This window comes from Delftia sp. S65 (assembly GCF_016516495.1).
GTDB lineage: Bacteria > Pseudomonadota > Gammaproteobacteria > Burkholderiales > Burkholderiaceae_C > Comamonas > Comamonas acidovorans.
Window position 1 is genome coordinate 147,372 of the sequence record NZ_JACVUR010000005.1, and the last position, 24,602, is coordinate 171,973.

Below are 24,602 nucleotides of genomic sequence, written 5' to 3' on the forward strand. Positions count from 1 at the left end.
TCAAGCCTTCTCTGTCACTGCGCCGCGCACGGCGGGTTGGCCCGTGGCGGCCAGGGCTGCGTTGCGGCCCGCGATGCGGCCGAACGCCGTGCCGATCGACATGCCCACGCCGGCCGTATAGCCCTTGCCCAGCACGTTGCCGGCCATCATTTCGCCGGCCACGAACAGGCTGGTGCTGGGCTGGCCGGCAAAGTGCACGGCCGCCGTGTCGTCGGTCTCCAGGCCCAGGTAGGTGAAGGTCACGCCGGGGCGCAGCTGGTAGCCGTAGAAGGGCGCCGTGTCGATGGGGCGGGCCCAGTGGGTCTTGGCGGGCGCCAGGCCCTCGGTGTGGCAGTCGTCCAGCGCCGTGTGGTCGAAGTGGCCGACGCGGCAGGCGCCGTTGTAGGCATCCAGGGTCTGCATGAAGCGGTTTTCGTCCAGGCCCAGCTTGCGTGCCAGCTCGGGCAGGGAGTCGGCGCGCACGCCCGGGAAGACCGGCGGCATGAAGCGGCCAATGGCCTTGGCGTCGATGACGGACCAAGCGGTCTGGCCCGGCTGCTGGGCCACCAGGCGGCCCCAGATGGCATAGCGCTTGGGCCAGAAGTCCTCGCCCTCGTCATAGAAGCGCTCGGCCTCCCGGTTGACCACCACGCCCAGCGAGACGCAGTCGATGCGCGTGCAGATGCCGCCGTCGTACAGCGGCGCGCGCGCGTCGATGGCCACCATGTGGGCCTGGGTGGGATCGCCGATGCGGTCGGCGCCATGGTCTTCGAGCAGGTGGCGCAGCAGCACGCCGCGGTTGAAGGCCGTGCCGCGGATCAGGAAGTTGTCGGACGGCCATTCGCCGCGCGCGTTCTGCCCCCAGGCCTCGCGCAGCCACTCGCGGTTGGACTCGAAGCCGCCCGCCGCCAGCACGCAGGTCTTTGCGGTGATGCGCTGCTCGCCCACCCAGGCGGCCTTGAACTCGCCGTCCTCGATCTCCAGCCGGTCCACGGGCGACGCGTAGCGCACCTGCACGCCCAGCCTTTCGGCGCTGCGGTAGTAGGCATTGACCAGGGCCTTGCCACCGCCCATGAAGAAGGCATTGGTGCGCGCCACGTGCAGGGCGCCCGACAGCGGCGGCTGGAAATGCACGCCGTGGCGGCGCATCCAGTCGCGGCAGGTGGAGGAGGCGCGGATCACCATGCGCGCCAGGTGCTCGTTGGTGATGCCGCCCGTGACCTTGAGCAGGTCCTGCCAGAACTCCTCTTCGGGGTAGGCCTCGACCAGCACGTCCTGGGGCGCGTCGTGCATGCAGCGCAGGTTGCGCGTGTGGCCGGAATTGCCGCCGCGCCAGTCGTGCGGCGCCGCCTCCAGCAGCAGCACGCTGCAGCCTGCCTCGCGCGCCATCAGGGCCGCGCACAGGGCGGCATTGCCGCCGCCTATGACCAGGACATCGGGGTCCATGGAGTTCTCCTTGCATTCGCCATCGTGGGGATTGCGAATGTAGGGAGAACGCCGCGCGGCGGGCAGGGGCCCGCCGGCATGGGGGTATCAGTCTTCGTGATGGATGAGGGCCGTGCCAGCCCAGGCACCGCCGCGCAGCAGCTGGCGCACGCAGTCGATCAGCACCACGCGCGTGGCCAGGGCCGCGGGCGACAGCTCATCCTCGGACAGGCTGCACAGCAAGTTGGTGCGCAGGGCATCTTTGTCCGTGATACGCGACCACTCGAAGCGCTGCGCGGCATCGGCATAGCGGCCCATGGAGGCCCAGGGCTGCACCGTGCTGCCCAGGCCTGCATCCACGGCCGCCATGACCATGGACAGCGAATCCACCTCCAGCACCAGATGCGGCGTGAAGCGCGCCTGCGAGAAGGCCGTGTCCAGCGTGCTGCGCAGGCCGTGCAGGCCCGTGGGCAGGATCAGCGATTCGCCGGCCAGGTCGGCCAGCGCCATCTGCGGCGGCAGCGGCTCGGGGTGGTGGCCGCGCGCGCGGATCAGGAACAGCTCCTCCTCGATCAGCGGGTGCACCTGCCAGCGCCGCCCGCCTGCGCGGGCCTGACCGCCGTGCAGGCGGGCGTCGAACAGCACGGCCATGTCCAGCGCGCGCGCATTGAGCATGTCGGTCAGGTGGCCGGACATGCCCTCCACCATGTGCAGGCGCACATCGGGGTAGCGCGCGCGCATGGCCTGCATCATGGGCAGGCCCAGCATGGCCGAGGTGGTGGGCGCCAGGCCCACGCTGACCGAGCCCGACAGCCGCGCCTGCTGCGCGCTGCGCACGGCCTGCTCGGCATGGCGCAGCGTGAGCTGGGCCTCGCGGAAGAAGGCCACGCCCGCCTCGGTGGGCACCACGCCGCGCGGCGTGCGCTGCAGCAGCCGGGTGGACAGCTCGCTTTCCAGGCGGCTGATCTGCTGGCTCAGCGCGGACTGGACCATGTCCAGGTCCAGGGCGGCGCGGCTCATGGAGCCCAGTTCGACGATGCGGACGAAGTAGCGGAGTTGTCTCAGTTCCATGGGGGCGGCGCTTGTGGATGGCAGCGGCGATTGTCGGTGCAGACCGGGCGGGCCGCTGCACCGGGGGCTTGGCCTCAGATGCCGCGCGGCAGCAGGGCCGCCAGGGCCTCGCCTATCGAGCGCGCAATCAGCTTCTGGCGCTCGCCGGGCATGCGCTCCAGCGTGGAGGCCACGCTGACGGCGGCCACGGGCTCGCCTTCGGCATTGCGCACCGCCATGCCCACGGCCAGCACGCCGCGCGTGGCGTGGTTGCCGATGACGGACCAGCCGCGCTGGCGCGTGGCCTTCACCAGCAGGGCCATGCGCTCGGGCGTCATGCCGCCGTACTGCTCCAGCACGGGCGCGTTGGCCGCCATCGCGGCCTGCACCTCGGCATCGGGCAGGGCGGCCAGCAGGGCCAGTCCCGCCGCTCCCACGCCCAGCGGCTGGCGCGTACCCACCTGGATCACCAGGATCTGCACCGGATGCGTGCCCACATGGCGGGCGATGCAGTGCGATGCCGCGCCTTCGCGCACGATGGCAAAGGCCGCATCCGCGCAGCCCGCGCTCACGCGCTCCAGCACGGGCTGCAGCCGCACGGCCATGTTGGGCTGGCCTGCGCTGGCGGCCGTGGCCGCCAGCCGGTGGCCGGCCGCATAGCCGAAGCGCCCCCTGTGCGCCACATAGCCGCTGTCCACCAGGGTGGACAGCAGGCGGTACACCGTGGCGCGCTCCAGCCCCGTGGCGCGGCACAGGTCAGCGACGCGCAGGCCCTCGCGGCCTGCGGCCAGCACGGCGTCCAGCACCTGCAGGCCACGGCGCAGCGTGCGGCTGCCGGCATCGTCGGCGGAGACTGGAATGTCCGCTGGCCGGACGTTTGGATTGGTGCTGCGCGAAGGCATGGAAAAGAATTTCCCGGTGATTGCAGGCAGGGCAGAAAAGGGCCTGCGTGCAGCGCGCAGTGTGCCGCAGGCCGTCGAAAGCCCACACAGGCAGACGTAAGCGGACACAAGCAGACATAAGCAGACATCAGAACGATCACCTGGAGACAAGACATGACAACCCCTGCCCGTTTCAATCCGTGGGCGCGCCGGCGCCTGCTGGCCTGTTCCTTCACCTGCGCACTGGCCGGCATGGCCGCCGCGACCGTGGCGTTGGCGCCAGCGCCCGTGCTGGCGCAGCCGGCGGCCTGGCCGGCCCGGCCCGTGCGGCTCGTGGTGGGCTATGCGGCCGGCGGCGCCACCGATGTGATCGCACGCCTGGTGGCCGCCCGGATGGGCGAGCAGCTGGGCCAGAGCGTGGTGGTGGACAACCGCACGGGCGCCAACAGCAATGTGGGGGCCGAGGCCGTGGCGCGGGCGCCTGCGGACGGCTACACGCTGTATGTCTACACCATTGCCAACACCATCAATGCCTCGCTCTACCCCCGGCTCGGCTATGACCCGGTCAAGGACTTCGAGCCCATCGGCCTGATCGCCAAGATTCCCAACATCCTCGTGGTCAACCCGCGCCTGCCCATACAGAACGTGGCCGACTATGTGCGCTACGCCCGGCAGAGTGCGCAGGGCATCAGCTTCGTCTCGTCGGGCAGCGGCTCGTCGATCCACCTGTCGGGCGAGATGTTCCGTCAGCTCTCGGGCCTGCGCATGCTGCACGTGCCCTACCGGGGCAGCGCACCGGCCATCACCGACCTGCTGGGCGGGCAGGTGGATTCCATGTTCGACAACGCGCCCTCGGCCCTGCCCCATGTGCAGGCAGGCAAGCTGCGCGCGATCGCCATCACCAGCGCCCGGCGCTCGGCGCTGCTGCCCGATGTGCCCACGCTGGCGGAGTCGGGCTATGCGGGCTTCGACGTGCAGTCGTGGTTCGGCCTGGCCGCCCCTGCGGGCACGCCGCCCGCCGTGATCGAGCGCCTGAACCATGCCCTGAACACCGCCCTGGCCGCACCCGAGCTGCGCCAGCGCCTGGGCGAGATGGCCGCCACGCCCGAGCCCGGCACCCCGGCGCAGATGCGCAGCTTTGCGGCGTCGGAGATCAAGCGCTGGCGCGAGGTGGTCAAGGCCTCGGGCGCCACCGCCCAGTAGTTCGGCACACGTTCGGCAAAAGCTCAACACAACCGCCCCACAAGGAGACGACCCCCATGCAACCCATTGATTTTTTCTGGCGCGCGGCCGAACGCTGGCCGCAGCGCATCGCCATCGACGCACCGGGAGGCTGCATTCGCTATGACGCGCTGGCCTGCAAGGTGGCCGCGCTGGCGGCCGGCCTGCAGGCGCTGGAGCCCGCCGTGCAAAGCCGCGTGGGCATCTGCGCGGGCAACAGCGCAGACCATATCGCCGCCCTGCTGGCGGTGATGGCCAGCGGCAAGGTCTGGGTGCCGCTCAATCCCAAGAGCACGCAGTCCGAGGTGCGCCGCATCATCGATGCCACCGAGCCTTCCATCGTGCTGTGCGATGCGGGCGGCGCTGCACTGGTGCAAGGGGCGCCGGGCATCCACCTGGTGCTGGGCGAGGGCACGGCGGCGCTGGAGCAGGCGCAGACCGGCGCTTTGCCTGTGACACCCGACCTGCCCGCCGATGCCATCCAGGCCATCAAGTTCACGGGTGGCACCACGGGCCTGCCCAAGGGCGTGATGCAGCCCTGCCGCGCCTGGATGGCCGGCATTGCCAACCAGATCCAGGCCTGGGGGTTCGATGAGCATGACCGCTACGTCATGGCCGCGCCCATCACGCATGGCACGTCCACCTACCTGCTGCCCATCCTGGCGCAGGGCGGCTGCCATGTGCTGCTCGACGGTGCGGGTGCCGAGGCCGTGCGCAGCGCCTTTGCCCTGCGGGGCGGCACCGTGTGCTTCATGCCGCCCACCCTGATCTACATGCTGATGGCGCTGCCGGGCGCCAGCCGTGCGGACTTCCCCGGCCTGCGCCGCCTCATCTACGGCGGCGCCGCCATGCCGCCCGAGAAAATCCGCCAGGTGCGCGCCTTCTTCGGCCCCGTGCTGGCCACCACCTATGGCCAGACCGAGGCGCCGCAGATCCTCACGGCCATGCGGCCCGAGGACTTCGAGGACGAAGGCCTGTGGACCTCCGTGGGCCGGGCCACCTGGTTCAGCGACCTGGCCATCATGGCGCCCGACGGCCGCCTGCTGCCCCGGGGCGAGGTGGGCGAGGTCGTGGCGCGCGGCGATCTGCTGATGAGCGGCTACTGGCGCCTGCCCGGCAAGACGGCCGAGACCCTGGTGAACGGCTGGCTGCACACGGGGGACCGGGGCCTGATCGATGCGCAGGGCTACCTGCACCTCAAGGACCGCCTGAAGGACCTGGTCATCACGGGCGGCTTCAACGTCTATCCCGTGGATGTGGAAAACGCCCTGGGCCAGCATCCGGCCGTGCATGAGTGCGTGGTCTTCGGCATCCCCGACGATCACTGGGGCGAGGCCGTGCAGGCCGCCGTGCAATTGCGCGCCGAACTGCGCCCCGACCAGCGGCCGGACGAGGCCGAGCTGATCGCCTTCGTGCGCCAGCGCCTGGGCCCCGTGCAGACACCCAAGCGCATCCACTTTCACGCCAGCCTGCCGCGCTCGCCCGTGGGCAAGCTGCTCAAGACGGCCGTGCGCGAGCTTGCGCTGGCACCCCGTTGATCCCGCACACCATCACAAGGAGACCCTGGCCATGGCCACGCACCAACCCCCCGTCACCCGCCTGTGCACCCACACCCTCACCAGCCTGCATTACCGCGATGCCGACCTGGTCGAGGACCTGATGGGCAAGAAGACCTTCACCGAGGTGATGCTGATGCAGATCCTGGGCCGCACGCCGCGCCCCGTGGACCTGCGCATCGCCGATGTGGTGCTCATTGTGCTCATGGAGCATGGCCTCACGCCCAGCGCCATCGCCACGCGCCTCATCTACATGAGCGCGCCCGAGAACCTGCAGGGCGCCGTCTCGGCCGGCCTGCTGGCCGTGGGCAGCTCCTTCGTGGGCACCATGGAGAACTGCGCCGTGCTGCTCGATCGCATCGCCGCCGCCGCCGACCCCGAGGCCGAGGCCCGCGCCATCGCCCGGCACCACAAGGCGTTGAAAAGCCCCGTCCCCGGCTTTGGCCACCACCTGCACAAGCCCGTGGACCCGCGCGCCTACAAGCTGCTGGACATGGGCCGCGCCGAACCCGAACTGGCGGGCAGCAGAATCCGCGCGCTCGAAATCCTCTCTGCCGCCGTGGACGCCGCAGCGGGCCGGCCCATCACCATCAATGCCACAGGGGCCGTGGCCGCCCTGCTGGGCGAGATCGGCGTGCCCACGGCCGTGATGCGCGGCTTTGCCGTCATCTCGCGGGCGGCCGGGCTGGTGGCGCATGTGGTGGAGGAGCAGCAAAGCCCGTCGGGCCGGTTCATCTGGGAAACGGTGGAGGAAGCAGTAGCGCATGCCCGGTAAAGGGGCCGAGCGCAGCGACGGCCCGCAGCAACTCCCCCGTATGTCAGCGCCTGCGCCGGGTTGTCTGCGGGGTTGCAGTCCTGCCGAAGGACAGGACTGCCTCGTCATCTGCCTCGCCGTGATTGTCTGAACGGAGCGCGCAGCGCGAAGTGAGTTTCACGGCGAACCCCGCAGGCGGCCCGGTGCAGGTTGCCCGCAGCGAAGCGAAGGGTCGCGGACATTCGGGGTCGCCTTCTTTGTCCCCCTTTCTTGGCGATCAAGAAAGGGGGTCGGCCGCCGGGCCGAGACCCGGCCCCTGCCTGCCGCGCAGGCAAGCCGCTGGACGCGCCAAGGCACAAGCAGCATGAAGCCCAGGCGAACGCAGCATGAAGCAATGACCGATGGACCACCGCGCGCCATGCCGCGAGCATGGAGTCCATGCAACAAACCCATGGATTGTCCAGCGCCCTCGACGGCCTGCGCGTGGTGGACCTGTCCCGCATCCTGGCGGGACCCTGGTGCACCCAGAACCTTGCCGACCTGGGCGCATCGGTGCTCAAGATCGAGCGTCCCGGCACGGGCGACGACACGCGCGCCTGGGGCCCGCCCTTCGTGCAGGCGCCCGGTGGCGAGGCCGTGTCGGCCTATTTCCTGTCCTGCAACCGCGGCAAGCAGTCGGTGGCGCTGGACTTCACCGAGCCGGCCTCGCATGCCTGGCTGCTGCGCCAGATCCGCGATGCCGACGTGCTGGTGGAAAACTACAAGGCCGGCGCGCTGGCGCGCCACGGACTGGACTACGCGGCGCTGGCCGCCATCAACCCCGGGCTGATCTACCTGTCGATCACGGGCTTCGGCCAGAGTGGCCCATTTGCGCACAAGCCCGGCTACGACTATGTGTTCCAGGGGCTGGGCGGCCTCATGGGCTACACGGGCGTGGCCGATGGCGAGGAGGGCGCGGGCCCGCTGCGCACGGGCGTGGCCGTGGTGGACCTGATGACGGGCATGTATGCCACCAGCGCCGTGCTGGCGGCCGTGGTGCAGCGCCAGCGCACGGGGCGCGGCCAGCACATCGACCTGGCGCTGCTGGACGTGGCCGTGGCCATGAATGCCAACCAGGCGGCCAACTACCTGGTCAGCGGCGAGAACCCGCGCCGCACGGGCAACGCCCATCCCAATTGCGCGCCCTACGAGGTGTTTGCCTGCGAAGACGGGCATTTCATCCTGGCCATCGGCAATGACGGGCAGTTCGCCGCCCTATGCTCCGTGCTGGGCACGGACTGGCACCTGGACGCACGCTTTGCCACCAATGCCGCGCGCCTGACCGGCATGGCGCAGCTGCGCCCGCTGCTGCGCGCGGCGCTGGGCCGCTGGCCGCTGCAGGCCCTGACCGATGCGCTGGACACCGCCCAGGTGCCCTGGGGCTGCATCAACACCATGGAGCAGGTCTTCGCCCATCCGCAGGTACGGCACCGCCAGATGCTGCAGACGGTGGAGCACCCGCAGCTGGGCACGCTGAAGCTGGTGCGCAACCCCATGGTGCCGGCCGGCAGCGGCGCCCAGGTGCCGCCGCCGCCCGTGCTCGGTGCGGCGCCGCAGGACCTCTGAATCCCTAGACATCGACAAGCCAAGAAGGAGACAAGGATGACGAAACGCATGAAAGCACTGAAGGCCGCCGTGGCAGCCGCCGCGCTGGCGGGGATGCCGCTGGCGTATGCAGCGGGGGCGGCAGGGGCAGGAAGCTATCCCGACCGGCCCATACGCCTGGTCGTGCCCTATGCGGTGGGCGGCGCCACCGATGTGATCGCGCGCGTGGCGGCCCGCTACCTGGGCGAGACGCTGGGCCAGCCCGTGGTGGTGGAAAACCGCCCCGGCGCGGGCGGCAGCACGGGCTCGGCCTATGCGGCCAAGCAGCCGGCCGACGGCTACACCCTGGTGATGATGGTGGAGAGCTCGCATGCCGTGAACCCCAACGTCTACGCCAAGCCCGCGTATGACCCGGTGAAGGACTTCACCCCCATCACCAACATCGCCAACGTACCGGGCGTGATGGTGGTCAGCGCAGGCTCGGCCTACAAGAGCGCCAAGGACGTCAGCGACGCGGCGCGCGCCGCGCCGGGCAAACTCAACTACGGCTCCTCGGGCAATGGCGGGCTCAGCCACCTGAGCGGTGCGCTGTTCGGCAGCACCACGGGCACCACCCTCACCCATGTGCCCTACAAGGGGCTGGGGCCGGCGCTCAACGACCTGATGGCGGGGCAGCTCGATGTGGTGTTCGACAACATGCCGTCTTCCGGCGCACTGATCGCAGGCGGCCAGCTGCGTGCGCTGGCCGTGTCCAGCCCCGTGCGCCTGCCGGCCCTGCCGGGCGTGCCCACCTATGCCGAGGCCGGGCTCAAGCCCATGAACGACATGTCCTGGTACGGCCTGGGCGCGCCTGCCAGGCTCGATCCCGCCATTCTTGCCAGGCTCAGCGAAGCCATGCGCAAGACCTTGCAAAAGCCCGAGCTGATCAAGACCATCGAGCAGCAGGGCGCCGTCGTGGACTTCCAGGAGCCTGCGCAGTTCAGGCAGACGGTGGAGCGCTCCAACCGCGCCTGGTCCCAGCTGATCCGCGACATCGGATTCGAGAAACTTTGAGGAGATCTGCCGTGCATGCACAAGTGACCTTTCCCACCCCGCAGACCGCCGTGCTCACCATCACCGGCGGCGGGCCGCTGAACATCCTGGGCACACCCGTGATCCGCGCGCTGACCGCGCAATTGGCCGAACTGGCAGAGCGCCCCGATCTGCACTGCCTGGTGCTGCGCGGATCGGGCACGCGCGCCTTCGTGGCGGGGGCCGACATCCGCGAGATGGCGTCGCTCAACGCCGCCTCGGCACGCGCCTTCATCAGCGGGCTGCGCGACCTGTGCAACGCGGTGCGGCATTTCCCCGTGCCGGTAATCGCCCGGTTGCAGGGCCATACGCTGGGCGGCGGGCTGGAGCTGGCCATGGCGGCCGACCTGCGCATCGCGGCCGATGATGCCGTGGTGGGCATGCCCGAGGTCAAGGTCGGCATTCCCTCGGTGATCCACGCGGCCATGATGCCCGCGCAGATCGGCGGCACGCGCGCCAGCTGGCTGCTGCTCACGGGCGAGAACATCGGCGCCCTGCAGGCCGAGCGCTGGGGCTTGCTCAACGAATGCGTGCCCGGCGACCAGCTCGATGCGCGCATCGCGCAGATTGCCGAGGGGCTGGGCGGGATCGGCATCGAGGCGCTGCGCCAGCAAAAGCGCCTGCTGCGCCGCTGGGAGGGCATGGGCGTGGACTCGGCCATCACCGACAGCGTGGCCGAGTTCGGCGCGGCCTTCAACTCGGGCGAGCCGCAGCACCACATGAATGCCTTCCTGGAGCGCAAGCAGGCCAAGGCCCAGGCCCAGCCCCAGCCCCAGCCCTGAACCCGGGCCTAGGCCTTGTCGGCCAGCCCTTTCAGAAAGCTGCGCAGCCGCTGCGCAGTGGGCGTCAGCGGCCGTTCGCTGGAGCGCACCAGCTGCAGCGGGCGCCGTGCCCAGGTTTCCTCCAGCGGCAGGCAGGCCACCGCATGCGCGGTGCCAAGCCTGCGGTAGATGCTGTGCGGAATGATGGCCAGGCCCACGCCCTGCGAGACCAGCCGCACGATGGAGGTGAAATCGTCCACGTGGATGCGGCAGCGCAGCGGCCGGCCATGGCGCCTGGCCAGCTCGCGCAGAAAGGCGTAGTTGCTGCTGGTCAGCGCCATGCCCACGAAGGCATGGGACAGGGTGTCGAAGAACCGGCAGGAAGGGCCTTCGCCGTCCTCTGGCCTCTCGCCCGGCTGGGGCACCAGCGGATGGCCGGGCGGGGCGATCACCACCAGGCGGTCCAGCGCAAAGGTCTCGCAGGCCACGGCGCCCGCCATGGGCTCGCCCGCGTAGACGCCCAGGTCGGCCTCGCCCTCGGCCACGCTGGCGGCAATCGTCTCGCTGGTCTGCTCCATCAGGGTCAGGTTCACCTCGGGAAAGGCGGTCAGGAACTCGCCGATGTGCGGGCCGATGAAGCCGTGCAGCGAGGAGCTGTTGGCCGCCAGCGTCGCCTTGCCCTGCAGGCTGCTGCCCAGCAGGGCGGCCTCGGCCTCCATGCCGTCGATGGCGGCGAACACGCCGCGCGCATGCTCGAGCATGGCGTGGCCTTCCTCGGTCAGCCGCATGCCCTTGTGCTCGCGCGTGAACAGCTGGCAGCCCAGGGCCTGCTCCAGATTGCGCAGCCGCTGGCTGGCGGCCGAGGGCGTCAGGTGCCGCGCCTGGCTGGCACGCGAGAGATTGCCGGCCTGGGCGATGGCCATGAACAGCTTGAGATCGGTCAGGTCGTAGCGCATGCGGGCGTTTCCTAGGGGGCAAGAGGGCCATTATTCCTGCTGGCGCAGGGCTGCAAAGCCCGTGGCGCGCAGCCTTTGAAGGGCGCGGGGATAATCGCTGCCCATGACTAAACACCGCGTCGTGGTGGGCCTGTCGGGCGGTGTGGACTCCGCTGTCACGGCCCATCTCCTCAAGCAACAGGGCCATGAAGTGGTCGGCATCTTCATGAAGAACTGGGAAGATGACGACGACAGCGAATACTGCTCGTCCAATGTCGATTTCGTCGATGCCGCCGCCGTGGCCGACGTGGTCGGCATCGAGATCGAGCATGTGAACTTCGCCTCCGAGTACAAGGACCGCGTCTTCGCAGAGTTCCTGCGCGAGTACCAGGCCGGCCGCACGCCCAACCCCGACGTGCTGTGCAATGCCGAGATCAAGTTCAAGGCCTTCCTGGACCACGCCATGCGCCTGGGCGCCGAGAAGATCGCCACGGGCCATTACGCCCGCGTGCGCCAGAACCCCGACACGCAGCTGTTCGAGTTGCTCAAGGGGCTGGACCCGGCCAAGGACCAGAGCTACTTCCTGCACCGCCTCAACCAGGCCCAGCTGTCCAGGTCCATGTTCCCCGTGGGCGAGCTGAAGAAGACCGAGGTGCGCCGCATTGCCGAGGAGATCGGCCTGCCCAACGCGAAGAAGAAGGACTCCACGGGCATCTGCTTCATCGGCGAGCGGCCCTTCCGCGACTTCCTGAACCGCTACATCAGCAAGGAGCCCGGCAACATCCTCGACGACCGCAACCGCAAGCTGGGCAAGCATGTGGGCCTGTCGTTCTACACGCTGGGCCAGCGCTCGGGCCTGGGCATCGGCGGCGTCAAGGAAAAGGGCGCGCCGCGCGGCGGCGGCGACCATGAGCCCTGGTTCGTGGCGCGCAAGGAGCTGGACACCAACACGCTGCGCGTGGTGCAGGGCCATGACCATCCCTGGCTGCTGTCGCGGTCGCTGCTGGCCGACCAGGTCAGCTGGGTGGCCGGCCACGCGCCCGCCGAGGGCAAGGCCTACGGCTCCAAGACGCGCTACCGCCAGCCCGACTCGCCGGCCCTGATCTCGGGCGCCACGCCCGAGGGCTTCCGGCTGGATTTTCCCGAGCAGCAATGGGCCGTCACGCCCGGCCAGTCGGCCGTGCTCTACGACGGCGACGTGTGCCTGGGCGGCGGCATCATCGCGGCGGTGGATCCGCACTGATGCGGCATTGATGCCGGGCAGGATTCGGCCCGGCGCGTTTTGCTATCGTCACGGGGGGCGGCACAACCGCCCCTTTTTCTTTTTCCTTTTGTTCTTCACGACAGCACCACAGGAGACCCCATGGCTTCATCGATTCTTGCGCGCCGGCATTTTCTGGGAGCGGCCCTGGGCGCCGTGGCCACGGCCGGATGCAACGGCGAGGTGTCCTGGGGCGATCCCATCGATCCGCCCGTGACGGACCGCGTCAAGCGTGCGCTCGATCAACTCGATGGCCAGGTGCGCGCGCAGATGCGGCGCACGGGCGTGCCCGGCGTGGCCGTGGCCGTGGTGCATGAGGGGCGCCTGGTCTATGCCCAGGGCATGGGCGTGCGCCGTCTGGGCTCGTCGCTGGCCGTGGATGCGGACACGGTGTTCCAGCTCGCCTCGGTCTCCAAGTCCGTGGGCGCCACCGTGGTGGCGCAGCAGGTGGGTCAGCGCCGCGTGTCCTGGGACACGCGCGTGCAGCAGGGCCTGCCCTGGTGGACGCTGGAGGACGCCGACGCGGCCCAGCGCATCACCGTGGGCGACATGTATGCCCACCGCTCGGGCCTGCCCGGCCAGGCCGGCGATGCGCTGGAGGAGCTGGGCTACAGCCAGCGCCAGATCCTGGAGCGCCTGCGCTACCTGCCGCTGCGGCCCGTGGGCACCCAGTACGCCTACAGCAACTTCGGCCTGACCACGGGCGCCGAGGCCGTGGCCGCCATCGCGGGCCAGTCCTGGGCCGCGCTGTCGCAGCAGGCCGTCTACGGCCCGCTGGGCATGACGCAGACCAGTTCGCTGTTTGCCGATTTCGAGGCGCGCGCCAACCGCGCGGCCGGCCACCTGCGCGTCAACGGCGTGTGGCAGACGGGGCCGGTGCGCCGGCCCGATGCGCAGTCGGCCGCGGGCGGCGTCAGCTCCACGGTGCGCGACATGGCGCGCTGGATGACCATGCTGCTGGACGAGGGCCGCTTCGAGGGCCGCCAGGTGGTCGATGCGCAGGCGCTGCGCACGGCGCTGTCGCCGCAGATGCTGCAGTCGCCGGCCGGCAGCGGCGAGCCTGCGCGCTACTACGGCTTCGGCTTCAACGTGGGCGTGTCCGAGGCGGGGCGCACCACCTACAGCCACTCGGGTGCTTTCGGCACGGGCAGCGCGACCAGCTTCACCGTCATGCCCGAGCTCAAGCTGGGCATCGTGGTGCTGACCAACGGCATGCCCATCGGCGTGCCCGAGATCGTGGTCTCGCAGTTCCTGGACCAGGTCGAATGGGGCCGCCAGCGCCAGGACTGGGAGAGCATCTGGACCAAGCGGCTGGCGCCCATCATGCAGCCGCATGGCGAGCTGGTAGGCAAGACTCGGCCCCCTTTCCCGCGCCCGCCCCGGCCGCTGGGCGCCTATGTGGGCAGCTACGCCAACCGCTTCTACGGGCCGGCCCAGGTCAGCCTGCAGACGGGTGGCGGGGGGCTGCAGGTCAGCCTGGGTTCGCAGCGCATGCTGCTCAGCCACTGGGATGGCGAGGTCTTCAGCTTCGTGCCCGAGGGCGATTCGCCGGGCAGCCTGTCCAAGGCCACGTTCGACGGCAACCAGCTCACGCTGGAGTACTTCGACGATGTGCTGACCCCGGCCGGCGTCAGTGCGGGGATAGGGCGCTTTTCGCGCTGAGGGTGGCCTGCTCCGCGCCGTTGTGCAGGTGATCGCCGGGCACGGGCAGCCAGGCGGCCAGCACGGTGGCGCCGGGCTCTGAATCCATGTCCAGATGGCCGCCCAGGCGCTGCAGGCGCGCCTGCATGCTGCGCAGGCCCACGCCCATGCCGGCCTGCTGCACGGCGGCCACGTCAAAGCCTGCGCCGTCGTCGGTGATGCGCAGCATCAGCCAATGCGGCTCGGGCCACTGCAGCTGCACCTGCACGCACTGGGCGCGGCTGTGCTTGATCACATTGGCCAGCGCTTCCTCCAGCACGCGCGTCAGCGCCAGGCACTGCAGCGCACCGGGCGGCTGCGGCCAGGCGGCAGGCACCTGCCAGTCGGACTGCATGTCCAGCGCGTCGAACAGGCTGGCAAAGCGGTGGCGCAGCGGCGCGATCCAGGCCTGGGGCGTGTCCGGCACGGTGACGGAGACGCTGGTGCCGCTGTCGATCATCTGGCGCAGGTCGTCGCGCAGCAGCTTGAGCACGGACAGGAACTGGCGGTTGTGCATGGGGCCGCCCGCCTGTTCCACCATGGCGATGGAGCGCACCAGGGAGCCGCCCAGGCTGTCGTGCAGGTCGTGCGCCAGCTGCATCCGTTCCTGCAGCCGCGAGTGGCTGAGCGCCAGCGCATGCTCGCGCGCCAGCGTGCCGCCAAGCTCGTCGCAGGCACGCGCCACGCTGTCGGTCAGCTCCTGGTTGAACTGCTCGATGCGGCGCATGCTGAGCACGAACTGCCGGCCCAGCACCATGGACAGGGCCAGCATGGTCAGCGGTGCGGTATAGGGCATCCAGGGCGTGGCGGGGCCAATCACCTTCTTGAGCGCCAGCATGTCGTGCAGGCCCGCACACAGGAAGACCAGCAGGCAGGCCGCGTAGACCAGGTGGCCCGGCTCGCGCGTGCGCCAGGCGTGCAGCGGAAAGTGCAGCGACACGGCCACGCAGACGCCGAAGTACACCAGTCCGATGTGCAGCACGCCATCCACCAGCCACCAGGGCGCGAAGATGGCGGCGGCCATGCCGGCCAGCGTCAGCGCCCACAGCAGCTTTTCCAGCCGGGGCAGGTGCAGCCTGCCGAAGCGCCAGGTGAACAGGCAAAAGCTCTGGCCGAACAGCAAAAAGACCAGCAGGTTGCCGCGTGCCACGGCCAGGGTGTCGGGGAAGGGCCAGGCCTCGGTGGCCAGGATATTGGCCAGGAACAGCGCCCAGCAGAAGGCATTGAGCGCGTACCAGCCAAAGGCCTTGCTGGCGCGCCGCTGCAGCCAGGCAAAGGCGAACAGCACGCCCAGCACCAGCGAGACCACGATGTTCATGGCAAACAGCGTGCGCTGGTTCCACCAGGTCTGCTCGTGCCACTGGCGCAGCGCCTCGGGCTCGCCCAGGCGCACCTCGCCCAGGCCGGGCGTCTGCTCGGCCAGGCCGTGCACGCGTATCCACACGCTGTTGGTGCCCGCATGCAGGGCGGATTCGGGCAGCAGCCAAAAGCGCGGCATGTTCCAGCTGCGCGACAGGGGCTCGACCAGGTTCCGGTCGCGCCACAGCAGGTCGCCGTTCACGAAGACCTCGCCGGCCATGACCATGGAGTGCAGGGCCAGCGCCACGGGATCGGCGGCGGCGGGAGCGGTGGCAGAAGCGGCAGCGGGGTGAGGGCAGCCGCGCTGCCAGTCGATGCGGTACCAGACGGCGCCGCTGTAGCCGGGCCAGCGGTCCAGCCAGTGGTCGGGCAGGGTCACGTTGTGCCAGTCGCGTACCGCGCTGGCCATGGGCGGCGGTCCCTGGCCTGCGGCCTTGGCGGACTGGATGGACAGGATCTGCGGCAGGCAGGCCTGGGCCAAGGCGCAGGTACTGCACAGGAGAAACGCAAGGCTCAGGGCGAGGCCCAGGGCCTGGCCCTGGGCGAGGCGCCGCACCGGGCCGAACCACCGGCGCCACCCGCCCATGGCCGTCAGCCCAGCAGGCCGCGCACGCGTGCCGTGTTGACGGCGCGCGTGCGCGAGGACACGGCCAGCTTGCGGTAGATGTGCTTGATGTGGCATTCCACCGTGTAGCGCGACAGGTGCAGCTGCTCGGCGATCTCGCGGTTGGTCAGGCCGTCGGCCACCAGGCGCAGGATCTGGCTTTCGCGCGCGCTCAGCGTGGACTCGGTGCCGGTGCTCTCCGGCGTGGCGGGTGCCGCGCCCTGCAGCTCGGCGATCACGCGGCGCGCGATGAAGGGGTCGATGGGGGCGCCGCCGCGCAGCACGCTGCGGATGGACAGCGACACTTCCAGGTCGTCGCGTTCCTTGAGCACATAGCCGGTGGCGCCTGCGCGCAGCGCCGCGAGGATGGCGTCCTCCGTGCTCCAGGCCGAGATCACCAGGATGCCCACGGCCGGGTCTGCGCTGCGCATCTCGGCGATCAGGTCGATGCCGCTGCCGTCGGGCAGGCCCAGGTCCACCAGGGCCAGGGCCACGGGCTCGGCCAGGCAGGCGCGGGCCTGGGCCAGGGAGCCGGCGAACAGCAGGGCATCGGGCGTGTAGCCCAGCTGGCCCAGCACGGACTGCAGCCGCTGGCGGATCAGCGGCTCGTCCTCCACCACCAGCACCGGGGCCGGAAGCGTGGACTCTGGGACAAGCAGGTGGGCGGGCATGGAAAAGGCGTGCGCAGCGGCGGGCGTAAAAAGGGGCAGGATGGCCGCCCGACTGTGGGCGAAGCCCGCATCTTTGCATATCCCTGAAAACTGGTAATCGCGGGGGTGCGCGCCGCTGCGCCGTCCATAATTCCGGCCCGGGCCGCACGGGCGGACCCTGGCAACGACACCTACCGAAAGGACGCCGCCGCATGGCACGCGTACGTGACCCTGCTGGCTACGATGGCCAGCGTGAAATGATCCTCTCCCACGCCGCCCAGCTGTTCGCGCAGCGCGGCTATGCGGGCACCTCCATGAACGAGGTGGCTGCGGCCTGCGGCGTCTCCAAGGCCACGCTCTACCACTATGTAATCGACAAGCACGACCTGGCCGTGCGCATTGCCGAAGAGCATGTGCTGCGTCTCGAAGCCCTGGTCAACGACACCCTGCAGGCCCATGCCGATCCCGAGCAGCGCCTGCATGCGCTGATCCGCGGCTTCGGCCAGGAGTACGCCCAGGCCCAGAATGCCCACCGCGTGCTGACCGAGGACGTGCGCTTCCTGCGCGAGCAAGACCAGCAGCGCATCCTGGACGTGGAGCGCCGCGTGGTCGCCGCCTTTGCGCAGACCATTGCCCAGGTGCGCGGCGAGCCCGCCGACAGCGCCCTGGGCAAGCCCCTGGCCATGCTGCTGTTCGGCATGATCAACTGGACCTTCACCTGGCTCAAGCCGGGCGGCACGCTGGACCATGACGCCATTGGCACCATGGTGTCCCAGCTGTTCTTCGGCGGCGTGCGCGCGGTCAGCGTGCCGGACGCCAAGAAGCCGCGCAAGGCCCGCCAGGCCTAGGCTCGGCCCGGTCCCTCACCACCGGCGCTGCACGACCACGAAGCGGTCGGCCACGAAGGCCAGCGTGGTGTAGCTGGCATTGGCCGCGGGATTGCCGCCCGTGGCGTGGAAGTCCGAGAAGCCTGCCGACTGGTTGACCATCACGCCCTGCGTGAGGTTGATGGACAAGGCCACGCGTGAGCGCAGCGCCGAGGCCGCCACGGCATCGACGAAGGCCGCATCCGTGGAGTACAGGCCCAGGGTCATCGCGCCATGCGCGCGCACGCTGCGCTCGGCCAGCTCGCGCGCGGCCTGGGCCGAGGGCACGGCCACCAGGTAGGAGACGGGGCCGAAGCATTCGCGCTCGTAGATGGCGGCGTCCGCCACGTCCAGCGCGCGCAGCGCGGGCGTGCGCACCTCGGCCTGCGGGTACTCGGGATGGGTGAGCTTTTGCGAGGCGCGCACGGCGCGGCCCACGGTGGCGGCCTGTTCCACGCGCTCCACGGTCTGCGCAGAGCCTATGGCGCCCAGCACGGTGAAGGCCACCTTGGGATCGGCCAGCAACTGGTCGATGGCGGCGGCCAGATCGGCGCCGACCTGCTCGAAGCTCTTGTGGCCCTGGTCAGTCTCTATGCCGCCGGCGGCAATCAGCAGGTTCTGCGTGGTGGTGCACATCTGGCCGCTGTACAGCGACAGTGACAGGGCCAGATTGCGCAGCATGCCTGCGTAGGCATCGGTGGACTCGATCACCACCAGGTTCACGCCGGCCATCTCGGCATACAGGCGTGCCTGCGGCGCATGCGCCTGCAGCCACTGGCCGAAGGCATTGCCGCCCGTGAAGTCGATGGAGGCCACGGCCGCGTGCGTGGCCAGGGCCTGGGTCAATTCGGGCTTGCCGTTCACGGCCAGGGTCACGAGGTTGGGGTCCAGGCCCTGCTCGGTCAGCACATCGCGCAGCACGCTCACGGTGAGCGCGGCCGGCAGCACGGCGTTGGGGTGGGGCTTGACGATCACGGGGTTGCCCGTGGCCAGCGCGGCGAACAGGCCCGGGTAGGTGTTCCAGGTCGGGAAGGTGGCGCAGCCGATGACCAGGGCCACGCCACGCCCCACGATCTCGAAGCGCTTGTGCAGCACGGCGGGCGCATGCTTGCCCTGGGGCTTTTCCCAGACGGCCTCGGCGGGCACGTCGGCCATGGCCTTCCAGGCCACGGCAATGGCTTCCAGGGCGCGGTCCTGGGCATGGGGGCCGCCGGCCTGGAAGGCCATCATCGCGCCCTGGCCCGTGGTCAGCATCACGGCATGCGCGATCTCGAAGCTGCGCTGGTGGATGCGCGTCAGCGCCTCCAGCAGCACGCCGGTGCGGCCCTGGGGTCCCAGCGCCTGCCACGCAGGCTCGGCCGCCTGGGCCGCGTCCACCAGCGCCTGGGCATCGCACTCGGGGTAGCGGATGTCCAGGGCCACGCCATAGGGCGATTGCTCGGTGGCCACGCGGGCGCGTTCACCGGGCTGGCGCAGCGGATAGTCCTTGCCGAACAGCGCCTGCACGGCGGCATGGCCCTGGGCCTGGGCGGTCTCGCCATACACCTTGGGCGAGGGCGCCTCGGGGAAGGGCGACCAGTGGCCCCGGCGGGACAGGGCCTGCAGGGCGTCGTCGAGCAGAGGGCGGTGGCGTTCGTAGAGGGCGTGGGCGGGCATGGGATGTCTCCTGGGTTGGAATGTGGCGTCGCTATCAGGGTTAGTACCGGACAACAAGCCTTGTTGCTCAAGAAAGCTGCATATTATAATCCTACCGTCCGGTCGGTCAATTATTCTGAACCCCTTGCCTCACGACGCCAGAACCCCGATGAACAAAGACCTGCGCCCCGCCCCCGGCGAACTCGACCCCATCGAAACCGCCAGCCGCGACGAGATCGCCTCGCTGCAGCTGCTGCGCCTGCGCTGGTCGTTGCAGCATGCCTACGACAACGTGCCGCACTACCGCCGCGCCTTCGACGAAAAGGGCGTGCATCCGTCCGACCTGCGCACGCTGTCCGACCTGGCCCGCTTTCCCTTCACCACCAAGAAGGACCTGCGCGAGAACTACCCGTTCGGCATGTTCGCCGTGCCGCGCCAGAAGGTGGCGCGCGTGCATGCCTCCTCGGGCACCACGGGCAAGCCCACGGTCGTGGGCTACACGTTGAAGGACCTGGACAACTGGGCCAACCTGGTGGCCCGCTCCATCCGCGCGGCGGGCGGGCGGCCAGGCGACATGGTGCATGTGGCCTATGGCTACGGCCTGTTCACGGGCGGGCTGGGTGCGCACTACGGCGCCGAGCGCGCGGGCTGCACCGTGGTGCCCATGTCGGGCGGGCAGACCGAAAAGCAGGTGCAGCTGATCCAGGATTTCCGGCCCGACATCATCATGGTCACGCCCAGCTACATGCAGGTGATCGTGGAGGAGATGCAGCGCCAGGGGATGGACCCGCGCGACAGCTCTTTGCGGATCGGCATCTTCGGCGCCGAGCCCTGGACCGAGGCCATGCGCCGCGAGATCGAGGGCAAGGCGGGGCTGGACGCCGTGGACATCTACGGCCTGTCCGAAGTCATGGGCCCGGGCGTGGCCAGCGAATGCGTGGAGAGCAAGGACGGGCCGGTGATCTGGGAAGACCATTTCTATCCCGAGATCATCGACCCCGACACGGGCGAGGTGCTGCCCGACGGCAGCGAGGGTGAGCTGGTCTTCACGTCGCTGTCCAAGGAGGCCATGCCCATCGTGCGCTACCGCACGCGGGACCTGACGCGGCTGCTGGCGCCGACTTCGCGCAGCTTCCGGCGCATGGGCAAGATCGTTGGGCGCAGCGACGACATGATGATCATCCGCGGCGTCAACGTCTTTCCGACCCAGATCGAGGAAATCGTGCTGGCCAATGCCAGCCTCACGGGCCTGTACCAGATGCACATCAGCCGTGAAGGCCTGCTGGACACCGTCGAGGTGCATTGCGAGCTGCAGCCGCAGCGGCGCGGCCTGGGCGATGCCGAGCGCGGCGAGATCGCGCAGTGGGTGCAGCAGCGCATCAAGACCCTGGTGGGCATTTCCACGGCGGTGCGCGTCTTCGATCCCGACACCATCGAGCGCACGCAGACCGGCAAGGCCAGGCGCGTGTACGACAAGCGGCCGCGTTGAGGCACCGCCGGCCGTCGTCAACCATTTCACTGAAGGAGATCGCACATGTACACCCAGGCCATGGACACCATGGGCAAGGAAGCGGGCGATGGCGGCAAGGCCGTGCGCTCGGCCGACGAAATGCGCCTGCAGCAGCGCTTTGACGAGCGCATCGATGCCGGCGAATTCATCGAGGCCAAGGACTGGATGCCCGACAACTACCGCAAGACGCTGCTGCGCCAGATCAGCCAGCACGCGCACAGCGAGATCGTCGGCATGCTGCCCGAGGGCAACTGGATCAGCCGCGCGCCCACGCTCAAGCGCAAGGCCATCCTGCTGGCCAAGGTGCAGGACGAGGGCGGCCATGGCCTGTACCTCTACGCGGCCGCCGAGACGCTGGGCAGCAGCCGCGACCAGATGCTGCACGCGCTGCACACGGGCAAGGCCAAGTACAGCTCCATCTTCAACTACCCCACGCTGACCTGGGCCGACATGGGCACCATCGGCTGGCTGGTGGACGGCGCGGCCATCATGAACCAGGTCCCCATCTGCCGCTGCTCCTATGCGCCCTACGCGCGCGCCATGGTGCGCATCTGCCGCGAGGAGAGCTTTCACCAGCGCCAGGGCTACGAGGCGCTGCTGACCATGATGCAGCAGGGCACCGAGGCGCAGAAGGCCATGGTGCAGGACGCCGTCAACCGCTGGTGGTGGCCGTCCATCATGATGTTCGGCCCGCCCGACGACCAGTCGCCCAACAGCGCGCAGTCCATGCGCTGGGGCATCAAGCGCATCTCCAACGACGCGCTGCGCCAGAAGTTCATCGACGCCACGGTGGACCAGGCCAAGGTGCTGGGCGTCACCCTGCCCGACCCCGACCTGAAATGGAACGAGGCCCGCCAGGCCCATGACCATGGCCCCATCGACTGGGACGAGTTCTGGCGCGTGATCGCCGGAGACGGCCCCTGCAACCGCGAGCGCCTGGGCGCCCGCGTCAAGGCCTGGGACGAAGGCGCCTGGGTGCGCGAGGCCGCCCTGGCCCATGCCCGCAAGCAGACACAGAGAAACCAGACCCGCAAGGAGGCCGCATGACCGCCGTCGAACAGAACATCACCAACGAATGGCCGCTGTGGGAAGTCTTCGTCCGCAGCAAGGCCGGCCTGGACCACAAGCACTGCGGCAGCCTGCATGCGGCCGACCCGCAGATGGCGCTGCAGATGGCGCGCGATGTCTACACGCGGCGCCAGGAGGGCGTGAGCGTCTGGGTGGTGCGCTCGGACCAGATCGTGGCCAGCGACCCTGGCGACAAGGACATGTTCTTCGATCCGGCCCAGGACAAGGTCTACCGCCATCCGACCTTCTACCAGCTGCCCCCCTCGGTGGACCACATGTGAGCGGGGTGCAGCCATGAACGCCTCCGCCTCGGCATCCTCCATCGCCATCGACGCCCGTCCCGAGGTGCAGTACCTGCTGCGCCTGGGCGATACCTGCCTGATCCTGGCCCAGCGCCTGGGCCAGTGGTGCGGCCACGCGCCCATCCTCGAAGAGGACATCGCCATGACCAACATGGCGCTGGACCTGGTCGGCCAGGCACGAGCCCTGCTGACCCGCGCCGGCCAGCTTGAAGGCCGCGCGCACGACGAGGACCAGCTCGCCTTTCTGCGCGACGAGCGCGACTACTTCAACGCCACGCTGGCCGAGCTGCCGCGCGGCGACTTCGCCTTCACCGTGCTGCGCAACGCCATGGCCGCCACCTGGCTGCGCCTGATGTGGGAGCGCTTGGTGCACTCCAGCGACGCCGAGCTGGCCGCCATCGCCGCCAAGGCGCTCAAGGAAGCGCGCTACCACGAGCAGCACGCGGGCGACTGGGTGGTGCGCCTGGGCGACGGCACCGAGGAATCGCGCCAGCGCATGGAGGCGGCCCTGGCCCAGCTGTGGCGCTACGCGGCCGAGCTGTTCACCGACGACGCCACGGACGCCGCCGCACGCGCCAGCGGCCTGGGCCCGGCCTGGTCCGAGCTGCGCGAACCCTGGCAGGCCGAAATGGCCGCCCTGCTGCAGGAGGCCACGCTGGACATGCCGGCCGAATCCGCCTTCCGCAGCACGGGCCGCAACGGCGTGCACAGCGAGCACATGGGCTTCATCCTGGCCGAGATGCAGCACCTGCAGCGCGCCTATCCGGGCGGGGTGTGGTGATGGCTGCCGCACGGCTTGTGGCCGTCACATCCGCCTTGGCCGAGCGCGAGCGCCTGGCCTGGGCCGCGCTGCAGGACGTGCCCGACCCCGAGGTGCCCGTGATCTCGGTCTGCGAGCTGGGCATCGTGCGCGAGGTCCATGCCCTGCCCGAAGGCCAGGGCATGGAGATCGTGCTCACGCCCACCTACTCGGGCTGCCCCGCCACCGAGGTCATCGAGCGCAGCGTGCTCGATGCCATCGAGGCCGCAGGCCTGGGCCCCGCGCGCGCCGTGCTGCGCCGCGCCCCGGCCTGGACCACGGACTGGATCAGCGACGACGGCCGGCGCAAGCTGCGCGAGTACGGCATCGCGCCGCCCGGGCGCTGCGGCGACTCCGGCCTGCCGGAAGGCACCTCGCCCATCCGCCTGGTGCGCCGCCGCCAGGGCATTGCCGTGCCCGAGCCCGTTGCCTGCCCGCACTGCGGCAGCGTGCACACCGAGCGGCTGTCGGCCTTCGGCGCCACGGCCTGCAAGGCCCTGCACCGCTGCCTGGACTGCCGCGAACCCTTCGAACACTTCAAGCCGATATGACCACGACCACGATGTTCCACCCGCTGCGCGTGCGCAGCATTGCGCCCGACACGGCCGAGGCCGTGGTCGTCTCCTTCGACGTGCCGCCCGCGCTGCGCGAGGTCTTCGGCTTCACCCAGGGCCAGTACCTCACCCTGCGCCACCAGATCGACGGCCAGGACCTGCGCCGCAGCTACTCCATCTGCGCAGGCGTGGATGACGGCGAGCTGCGCGTGGGCGTGCGCAAGGTGCGCGGTGGCCAGTTCTCCAACTGGATCAACGAGCATCTGCGCCCCGGCGACACGCTGCAGGTCATGGCGCCCCAGGGCCGCTTCTTCGTGCCCATCGAGCCCGGGGCCGCGCGCCACCATGTGGGCATCGCCGGCGGCAGCGGCATCACGCCCATCCTGTCCATCATGAAGACCGTGCTGGCGCGCGAGCCCGCCAGCCGCTTCACGCTGATCTACGGCAACCGCCAGCTGCAGTCCACCATGTTCAAGGAGGAGATCGAGGACCTCAAGAACCGCTACATGTCGCGGCTGTCGCTGCAGCATGTGTTCTCGGACGAGCACACCGACCTGCCGTTGAACATGGGCGTGATGGACCGAGCCAAGATCGCCGAATTCCTGCAGGGCGTGGTGCCGGCCGCACACATCGACCATGTCTACATCTGCGGACCCTTCCAGATGAACGACGAGGCCGAGGCCGCCCTGCTGGCCGCCGGCGTGCCCGAGGAGCGCATCCACATCGAGCGCTTCGGCGTGGCCCTGCCGGCCGCAGGCCAGGGCACGGTGGGCGCCGTGGTGCACGAGGCCCAGCCCGGCGACGCCGCCACCGCCCGCATCACCCTGGTGCGCGACGGCCTCTCGCGCGAAATCCCCTTCACGCGCGGCCAGGCCAGCATCCTGGACGCGGCCTCCTCGGCCGGGCTGGAAGTGCCCTATTCCTGCACCTCGGGCGTCTGCGGCACCTGCCGCGCCAAGGTGGTCGAGGGCGAGGTGCGCATGGAGCGCAACTTCGCCCTCGACAAGAACGAAGTCGCCTGCGGCTTCGTGCTGACCTGCCAGGCGCATCCGCTGACCGAGCGCGTGGTGCTGTCGTTCGATGAGCGTTGAGGGCCG

General features: G+C 69.9%; 22 protein-coding genes. 15 read left to right on the plus strand and 7 right to left on the minus strand.

The genetic code is table 11. From position 1 onward, the window contains the following. The 3 genes from tcuA to IAE24_RS06985 form a co-directional block, all read right to left on the minus strand. Window positions 1-1,425, minus strand: coding sequence for an FAD-dependent tricarballylate dehydrogenase TcuA (gene tcuA, locus IAE24_RS06975; RefSeq protein WP_199960427.1), 1,425 nt, complete (start codon window positions 1,423-1,425; stop codon window positions 1-3). An 87-nt stretch (window positions 1,426-1,512) separates the two neighbouring features. Further along, complete coding sequence (locus IAE24_RS06980) at window positions 1,513-2,475, minus strand: LysR substrate-binding domain-containing protein (RefSeq protein WP_199960426.1); 963 nt, start codon at window positions 2,473-2,475, stop codon at window positions 1,513-1,515. A 74-nt stretch (window positions 2,476-2,549) separates the two neighbouring features. Then, the gene (locus IAE24_RS06985; RefSeq protein WP_013804645.1) at window positions 2,550-3,356 is read right to left on the minus strand and encodes an IclR family transcriptional regulator; all 807 of its coding nucleotides are present in this window, start codon (window positions 3,354-3,356) and stop codon (window positions 2,550-2,552) included. Window positions 3,357-3,509: 153 nt separating this feature from the next. On the opposite strand from IAE24_RS06985, the gene IAE24_RS06990 reads away from it, so the two are divergent. From IAE24_RS06990 to IAE24_RS07015, 6 genes are all read left to right on the plus strand, one after another. Then, complete coding sequence (locus IAE24_RS06990) at window positions 3,510-4,538, plus strand: tripartite tricarboxylate transporter substrate binding protein (protein WP_199960425.1); 1,029 nt, start codon at window positions 3,510-3,512, stop codon at window positions 4,536-4,538. A gap of 56 nt (window positions 4,539-4,594) precedes the next feature. After that, the gene (locus IAE24_RS06995) at window positions 4,595-6,094 is read left to right on the plus strand and encodes a class I adenylate-forming enzyme family protein (RefSeq protein WP_199960424.1); all 1,500 of its coding nucleotides are present in this window, start codon (window positions 4,595-4,597) and stop codon (window positions 6,092-6,094) included. A 31-nt stretch (window positions 6,095-6,125) separates the two neighbouring features. Beyond that, on the plus strand, window positions 6,126-6,887 hold the full coding sequence (locus IAE24_RS07000; RefSeq protein WP_199960423.1) for a citryl-CoA lyase: 762 nt from the start codon (window positions 6,126-6,128) through the stop codon (window positions 6,885-6,887). Window positions 6,888-7,304: 417 nt separating this feature from the next. Continuing rightward, the gene (locus IAE24_RS07005; protein WP_199137182.1) at window positions 7,305-8,471 is read left to right on the plus strand and encodes a CaiB/BaiF CoA transferase family protein; all 1,167 of its coding nucleotides are present in this window, start codon (window positions 7,305-7,307) and stop codon (window positions 8,469-8,471) included. A 36-nt stretch (window positions 8,472-8,507) separates the two neighbouring features. Then, entirely contained in the window at window positions 8,508-9,503 is a 996-nt protein-coding gene (locus tag IAE24_RS07010) for a Bug family tripartite tricarboxylate transporter substrate binding protein (protein ID WP_200016359.1), read from the plus strand. A gap of 11 nt (window positions 9,504-9,514) precedes the next feature. Continuing rightward, entirely contained in the window at window positions 9,515-10,303 is a 789-nt protein-coding gene (locus IAE24_RS07015) for an enoyl-CoA hydratase (protein ID WP_199962027.1), read from the plus strand. 8 nt (window positions 10,304-10,311) lie between these two features. Here the strand turns inward: IAE24_RS07015 and IAE24_RS07020 are convergent, their stop codons facing one another. Then, complete coding sequence (locus IAE24_RS07020; protein WP_199962028.1) at window positions 10,312-11,238, minus strand: LysR substrate-binding domain-containing protein; 927 nt, start codon at window positions 11,236-11,238, stop codon at window positions 10,312-10,314. Window positions 11,239-11,341: 103 nt separating this feature from the next. On the opposite strand from IAE24_RS07020, the gene mnmA reads away from it, so the two are divergent. Continuing rightward, complete coding sequence (mnmA, locus tag IAE24_RS07025; RefSeq protein WP_199962029.1) at window positions 11,342-12,460, plus strand: tRNA 2-thiouridine(34) synthase MnmA; 1,119 nt, start codon at window positions 11,342-11,344, stop codon at window positions 12,458-12,460. 120 nt (window positions 12,461-12,580) lie between these two features. Then, complete coding sequence (locus IAE24_RS07030) at window positions 12,581-14,140, plus strand: serine hydrolase (RefSeq protein WP_199962030.1); 1,560 nt, start codon at window positions 12,581-12,583, stop codon at window positions 14,138-14,140. Here the strand turns inward: IAE24_RS07030 and IAE24_RS07035 are convergent. Then, complete coding sequence (locus tag IAE24_RS07035) at window positions 14,109-16,103, minus strand: sensor histidine kinase (protein ID WP_199962031.1); 1,995 nt, start codon at window positions 16,101-16,103, stop codon at window positions 14,109-14,111. The two genes, IAE24_RS07030 and IAE24_RS07035, sit on opposite strands and share 32 nt — an antisense overlap. Window positions 16,104-16,108: 5 nt before the next feature. Continuing rightward, window positions 16,109-16,792, minus strand: coding sequence for a LuxR C-terminal-related transcriptional regulator (locus IAE24_RS07040; RefSeq protein WP_016449578.1), 684 nt, complete (start codon window positions 16,790-16,792; stop codon window positions 16,109-16,111). Window positions 16,793-16,983: 191 nt separating this feature from the next. Here IAE24_RS07040 and IAE24_RS07045 point away from each other — a divergent pair, with 191 nt between their 5' ends. Next, window positions 16,984-17,619, plus strand: a complete 636-nt coding sequence (locus tag IAE24_RS07045) for a TetR/AcrR family transcriptional regulator (protein WP_013804634.1) — start codon at window positions 16,984-16,986, stop codon at window positions 17,617-17,619. Between the two features lie 15 nt (window positions 17,620-17,634). Here the strand turns inward: IAE24_RS07045 and paaN are convergent, their stop codons facing one another. Continuing rightward, window positions 17,635-19,293, minus strand: a complete 1,659-nt coding sequence (gene paaN, locus IAE24_RS07050; RefSeq protein WP_199962032.1) for a phenylacetic acid degradation protein PaaN — start codon at window positions 19,291-19,293, stop codon at window positions 17,635-17,637. Window positions 19,294-19,441: 148 nt separating this feature from the next. Between paaN and paaK the strand changes: the two genes are divergently transcribed. Genes paaK through paaE form a run of 6 tightly spaced genes read left to right on the plus strand, consistent with a single transcriptional unit; the run spans window position 19,442 to window position 24,596 of the window. Continuing rightward, the gene (paaK, locus tag IAE24_RS07055; RefSeq protein WP_199962033.1) at window positions 19,442-20,761 is read left to right on the plus strand and encodes a phenylacetate--CoA ligase PaaK; all 1,320 of its coding nucleotides are present in this window, start codon (window positions 19,442-19,444) and stop codon (window positions 20,759-20,761) included. Between the two features lie 45 nt (window positions 20,762-20,806). Continuing rightward, the gene (paaA, locus tag IAE24_RS07060; RefSeq protein WP_012202742.1) at window positions 20,807-21,829 is read left to right on the plus strand and encodes a 1,2-phenylacetyl-CoA epoxidase subunit PaaA; all 1,023 of its coding nucleotides are present in this window, start codon (window positions 20,807-20,809) and stop codon (window positions 21,827-21,829) included. Then, entirely contained in the window at window positions 21,826-22,131 is a 306-nt protein-coding gene (gene paaB / locus IAE24_RS07065; protein WP_012202743.1) for a 1,2-phenylacetyl-CoA epoxidase subunit PaaB, read from the plus strand. The genes paaA and paaB overlap by 4 nt, the downstream gene beginning before the upstream one ends. A 13-nt stretch (window positions 22,132-22,144) precedes the next feature. Next, window positions 22,145-22,933: a 1,2-phenylacetyl-CoA epoxidase subunit PaaC gene (gene paaC, locus IAE24_RS07070; RefSeq protein ID WP_013804630.1), complete on the plus strand. Its 789-nt coding sequence runs from the start codon at window positions 22,145-22,147 to the stop codon at window positions 22,931-22,933. Continuing rightward, complete coding sequence (paaD, locus tag IAE24_RS07075) at window positions 22,933-23,502, plus strand: 1,2-phenylacetyl-CoA epoxidase subunit PaaD (RefSeq protein ID WP_096914637.1); 570 nt, start codon at window positions 22,933-22,935, stop codon at window positions 23,500-23,502. The genes paaC and paaD overlap by 1 nt, the downstream gene beginning before the upstream one ends. Continuing rightward, a complete protein-coding gene (gene paaE, locus IAE24_RS07080; protein WP_016449341.1) occupies window positions 23,499-24,596 on the plus strand; it encodes a 1,2-phenylacetyl-CoA epoxidase subunit PaaE in 1,098 nt (365 codons plus the stop codon). The genes paaD and paaE overlap by 4 nt, the downstream gene beginning before the upstream one ends. Window positions 24,597-24,602 lie beyond the last annotated feature (6 nt).

Excerpts from the sequence above, each read along its gene's own strand:
- paaK (WP_199962033.1), top strand. The coding sequence starts at position 19,442 with ATGAACAAAGACCTGCGCCCCGCCCCCGGCGAACTCGACCCCATCGAA.
- paaC (WP_013804630.1), top strand. The coding sequence starts at position 22,145 with ATGAACGCCTCCGCCTCGGCATCCTCCATCGCCATCGACGCCCGTCCC.
- paaE (WP_016449341.1), top strand. The coding sequence starts at position 23,499 with ATGACCACGACCACGATGTTCCACCCGCTGCGCGTGCGCAGCATTGCG.
- paaB (WP_012202743.1), top strand. The coding sequence starts at position 21,826 with ATGACCGCCGTCGAACAGAACATCACCAACGAATGGCCGCTGTGGGAA.
- IAE24_RS07000 (WP_199960423.1), top strand. The coding sequence starts at position 6,126 with ATGGCCACGCACCAACCCCCCGTCACCCGCCTGTGCACCCACACCCTC.
- IAE24_RS06985 (WP_013804645.1), bottom strand. The coding sequence starts at position 3,356 with ATGCCTTCGCGCAGCACCAATCCAAACGTCCGGCCAGCGGACATTCCA.
- IAE24_RS06980 (WP_199960426.1), bottom strand. The coding sequence starts at position 2,475 with ATGGAACTGAGACAACTCCGCTACTTCGTCCGCATCGTCGAACTGGGC.
- tcuA (WP_199960427.1), bottom strand. The coding sequence starts at position 1,425 with ATGGACCCCGATGTCCTGGTCATAGGCGGCGGCAATGCCGCCCTGTGC.
- IAE24_RS06995 (WP_199960424.1), top strand. The coding sequence starts at position 4,595 with ATGCAACCCATTGATTTTTTCTGGCGCGCGGCCGAACGCTGGCCGCAG.
- IAE24_RS07045 (WP_013804634.1), top strand. The coding sequence starts at position 16,984 with ATGGCACGCGTACGTGACCCTGCTGGCTACGATGGCCAGCGTGAAATG.
- paaD (WP_096914637.1), top strand. The coding sequence starts at position 22,933 with ATGGCTGCCGCACGGCTTGTGGCCGTCACATCCGCCTTGGCCGAGCGC.
- IAE24_RS06990 (WP_199960425.1), top strand. The coding sequence starts at position 3,510 with ATGACAACCCCTGCCCGTTTCAATCCGTGGGCGCGCCGGCGCCTGCTG.
- mnmA (WP_199962029.1), top strand. The coding sequence starts at position 11,342 with ATGACTAAACACCGCGTCGTGGTGGGCCTGTCGGGCGGTGTGGACTCC.
- IAE24_RS07040 (WP_016449578.1), bottom strand. The coding sequence starts at position 16,792 with ATGCCCGCCCACCTGCTTGTCCCAGAGTCCACGCTTCCGGCCCCGGTG.
- IAE24_RS07010 (WP_200016359.1), top strand. The coding sequence starts at position 8,508 with ATGACGAAACGCATGAAAGCACTGAAGGCCGCCGTGGCAGCCGCCGCG.
- IAE24_RS07030 (WP_199962030.1), top strand. The coding sequence starts at position 12,581 with ATGGCTTCATCGATTCTTGCGCGCCGGCATTTTCTGGGAGCGGCCCTG.
- IAE24_RS07035 (WP_199962031.1), bottom strand. The coding sequence starts at position 16,103 with ATGGGCGGGTGGCGCCGGTGGTTCGGCCCGGTGCGGCGCCTCGCCCAG.
- IAE24_RS07005 (WP_199137182.1), top strand. The coding sequence starts at position 7,305 with ATGCAACAAACCCATGGATTGTCCAGCGCCCTCGACGGCCTGCGCGTG.
- paaN (WP_199962032.1), bottom strand. The coding sequence starts at position 19,293 with ATGCCCGCCCACGCCCTCTACGAACGCCACCGCCCTCTGCTCGACGAC.
- paaA (WP_012202742.1), top strand. The coding sequence starts at position 20,807 with ATGTACACCCAGGCCATGGACACCATGGGCAAGGAAGCGGGCGATGGC.
- IAE24_RS07020 (WP_199962028.1), bottom strand. The coding sequence starts at position 11,238 with ATGCGCTACGACCTGACCGATCTCAAGCTGTTCATGGCCATCGCCCAG.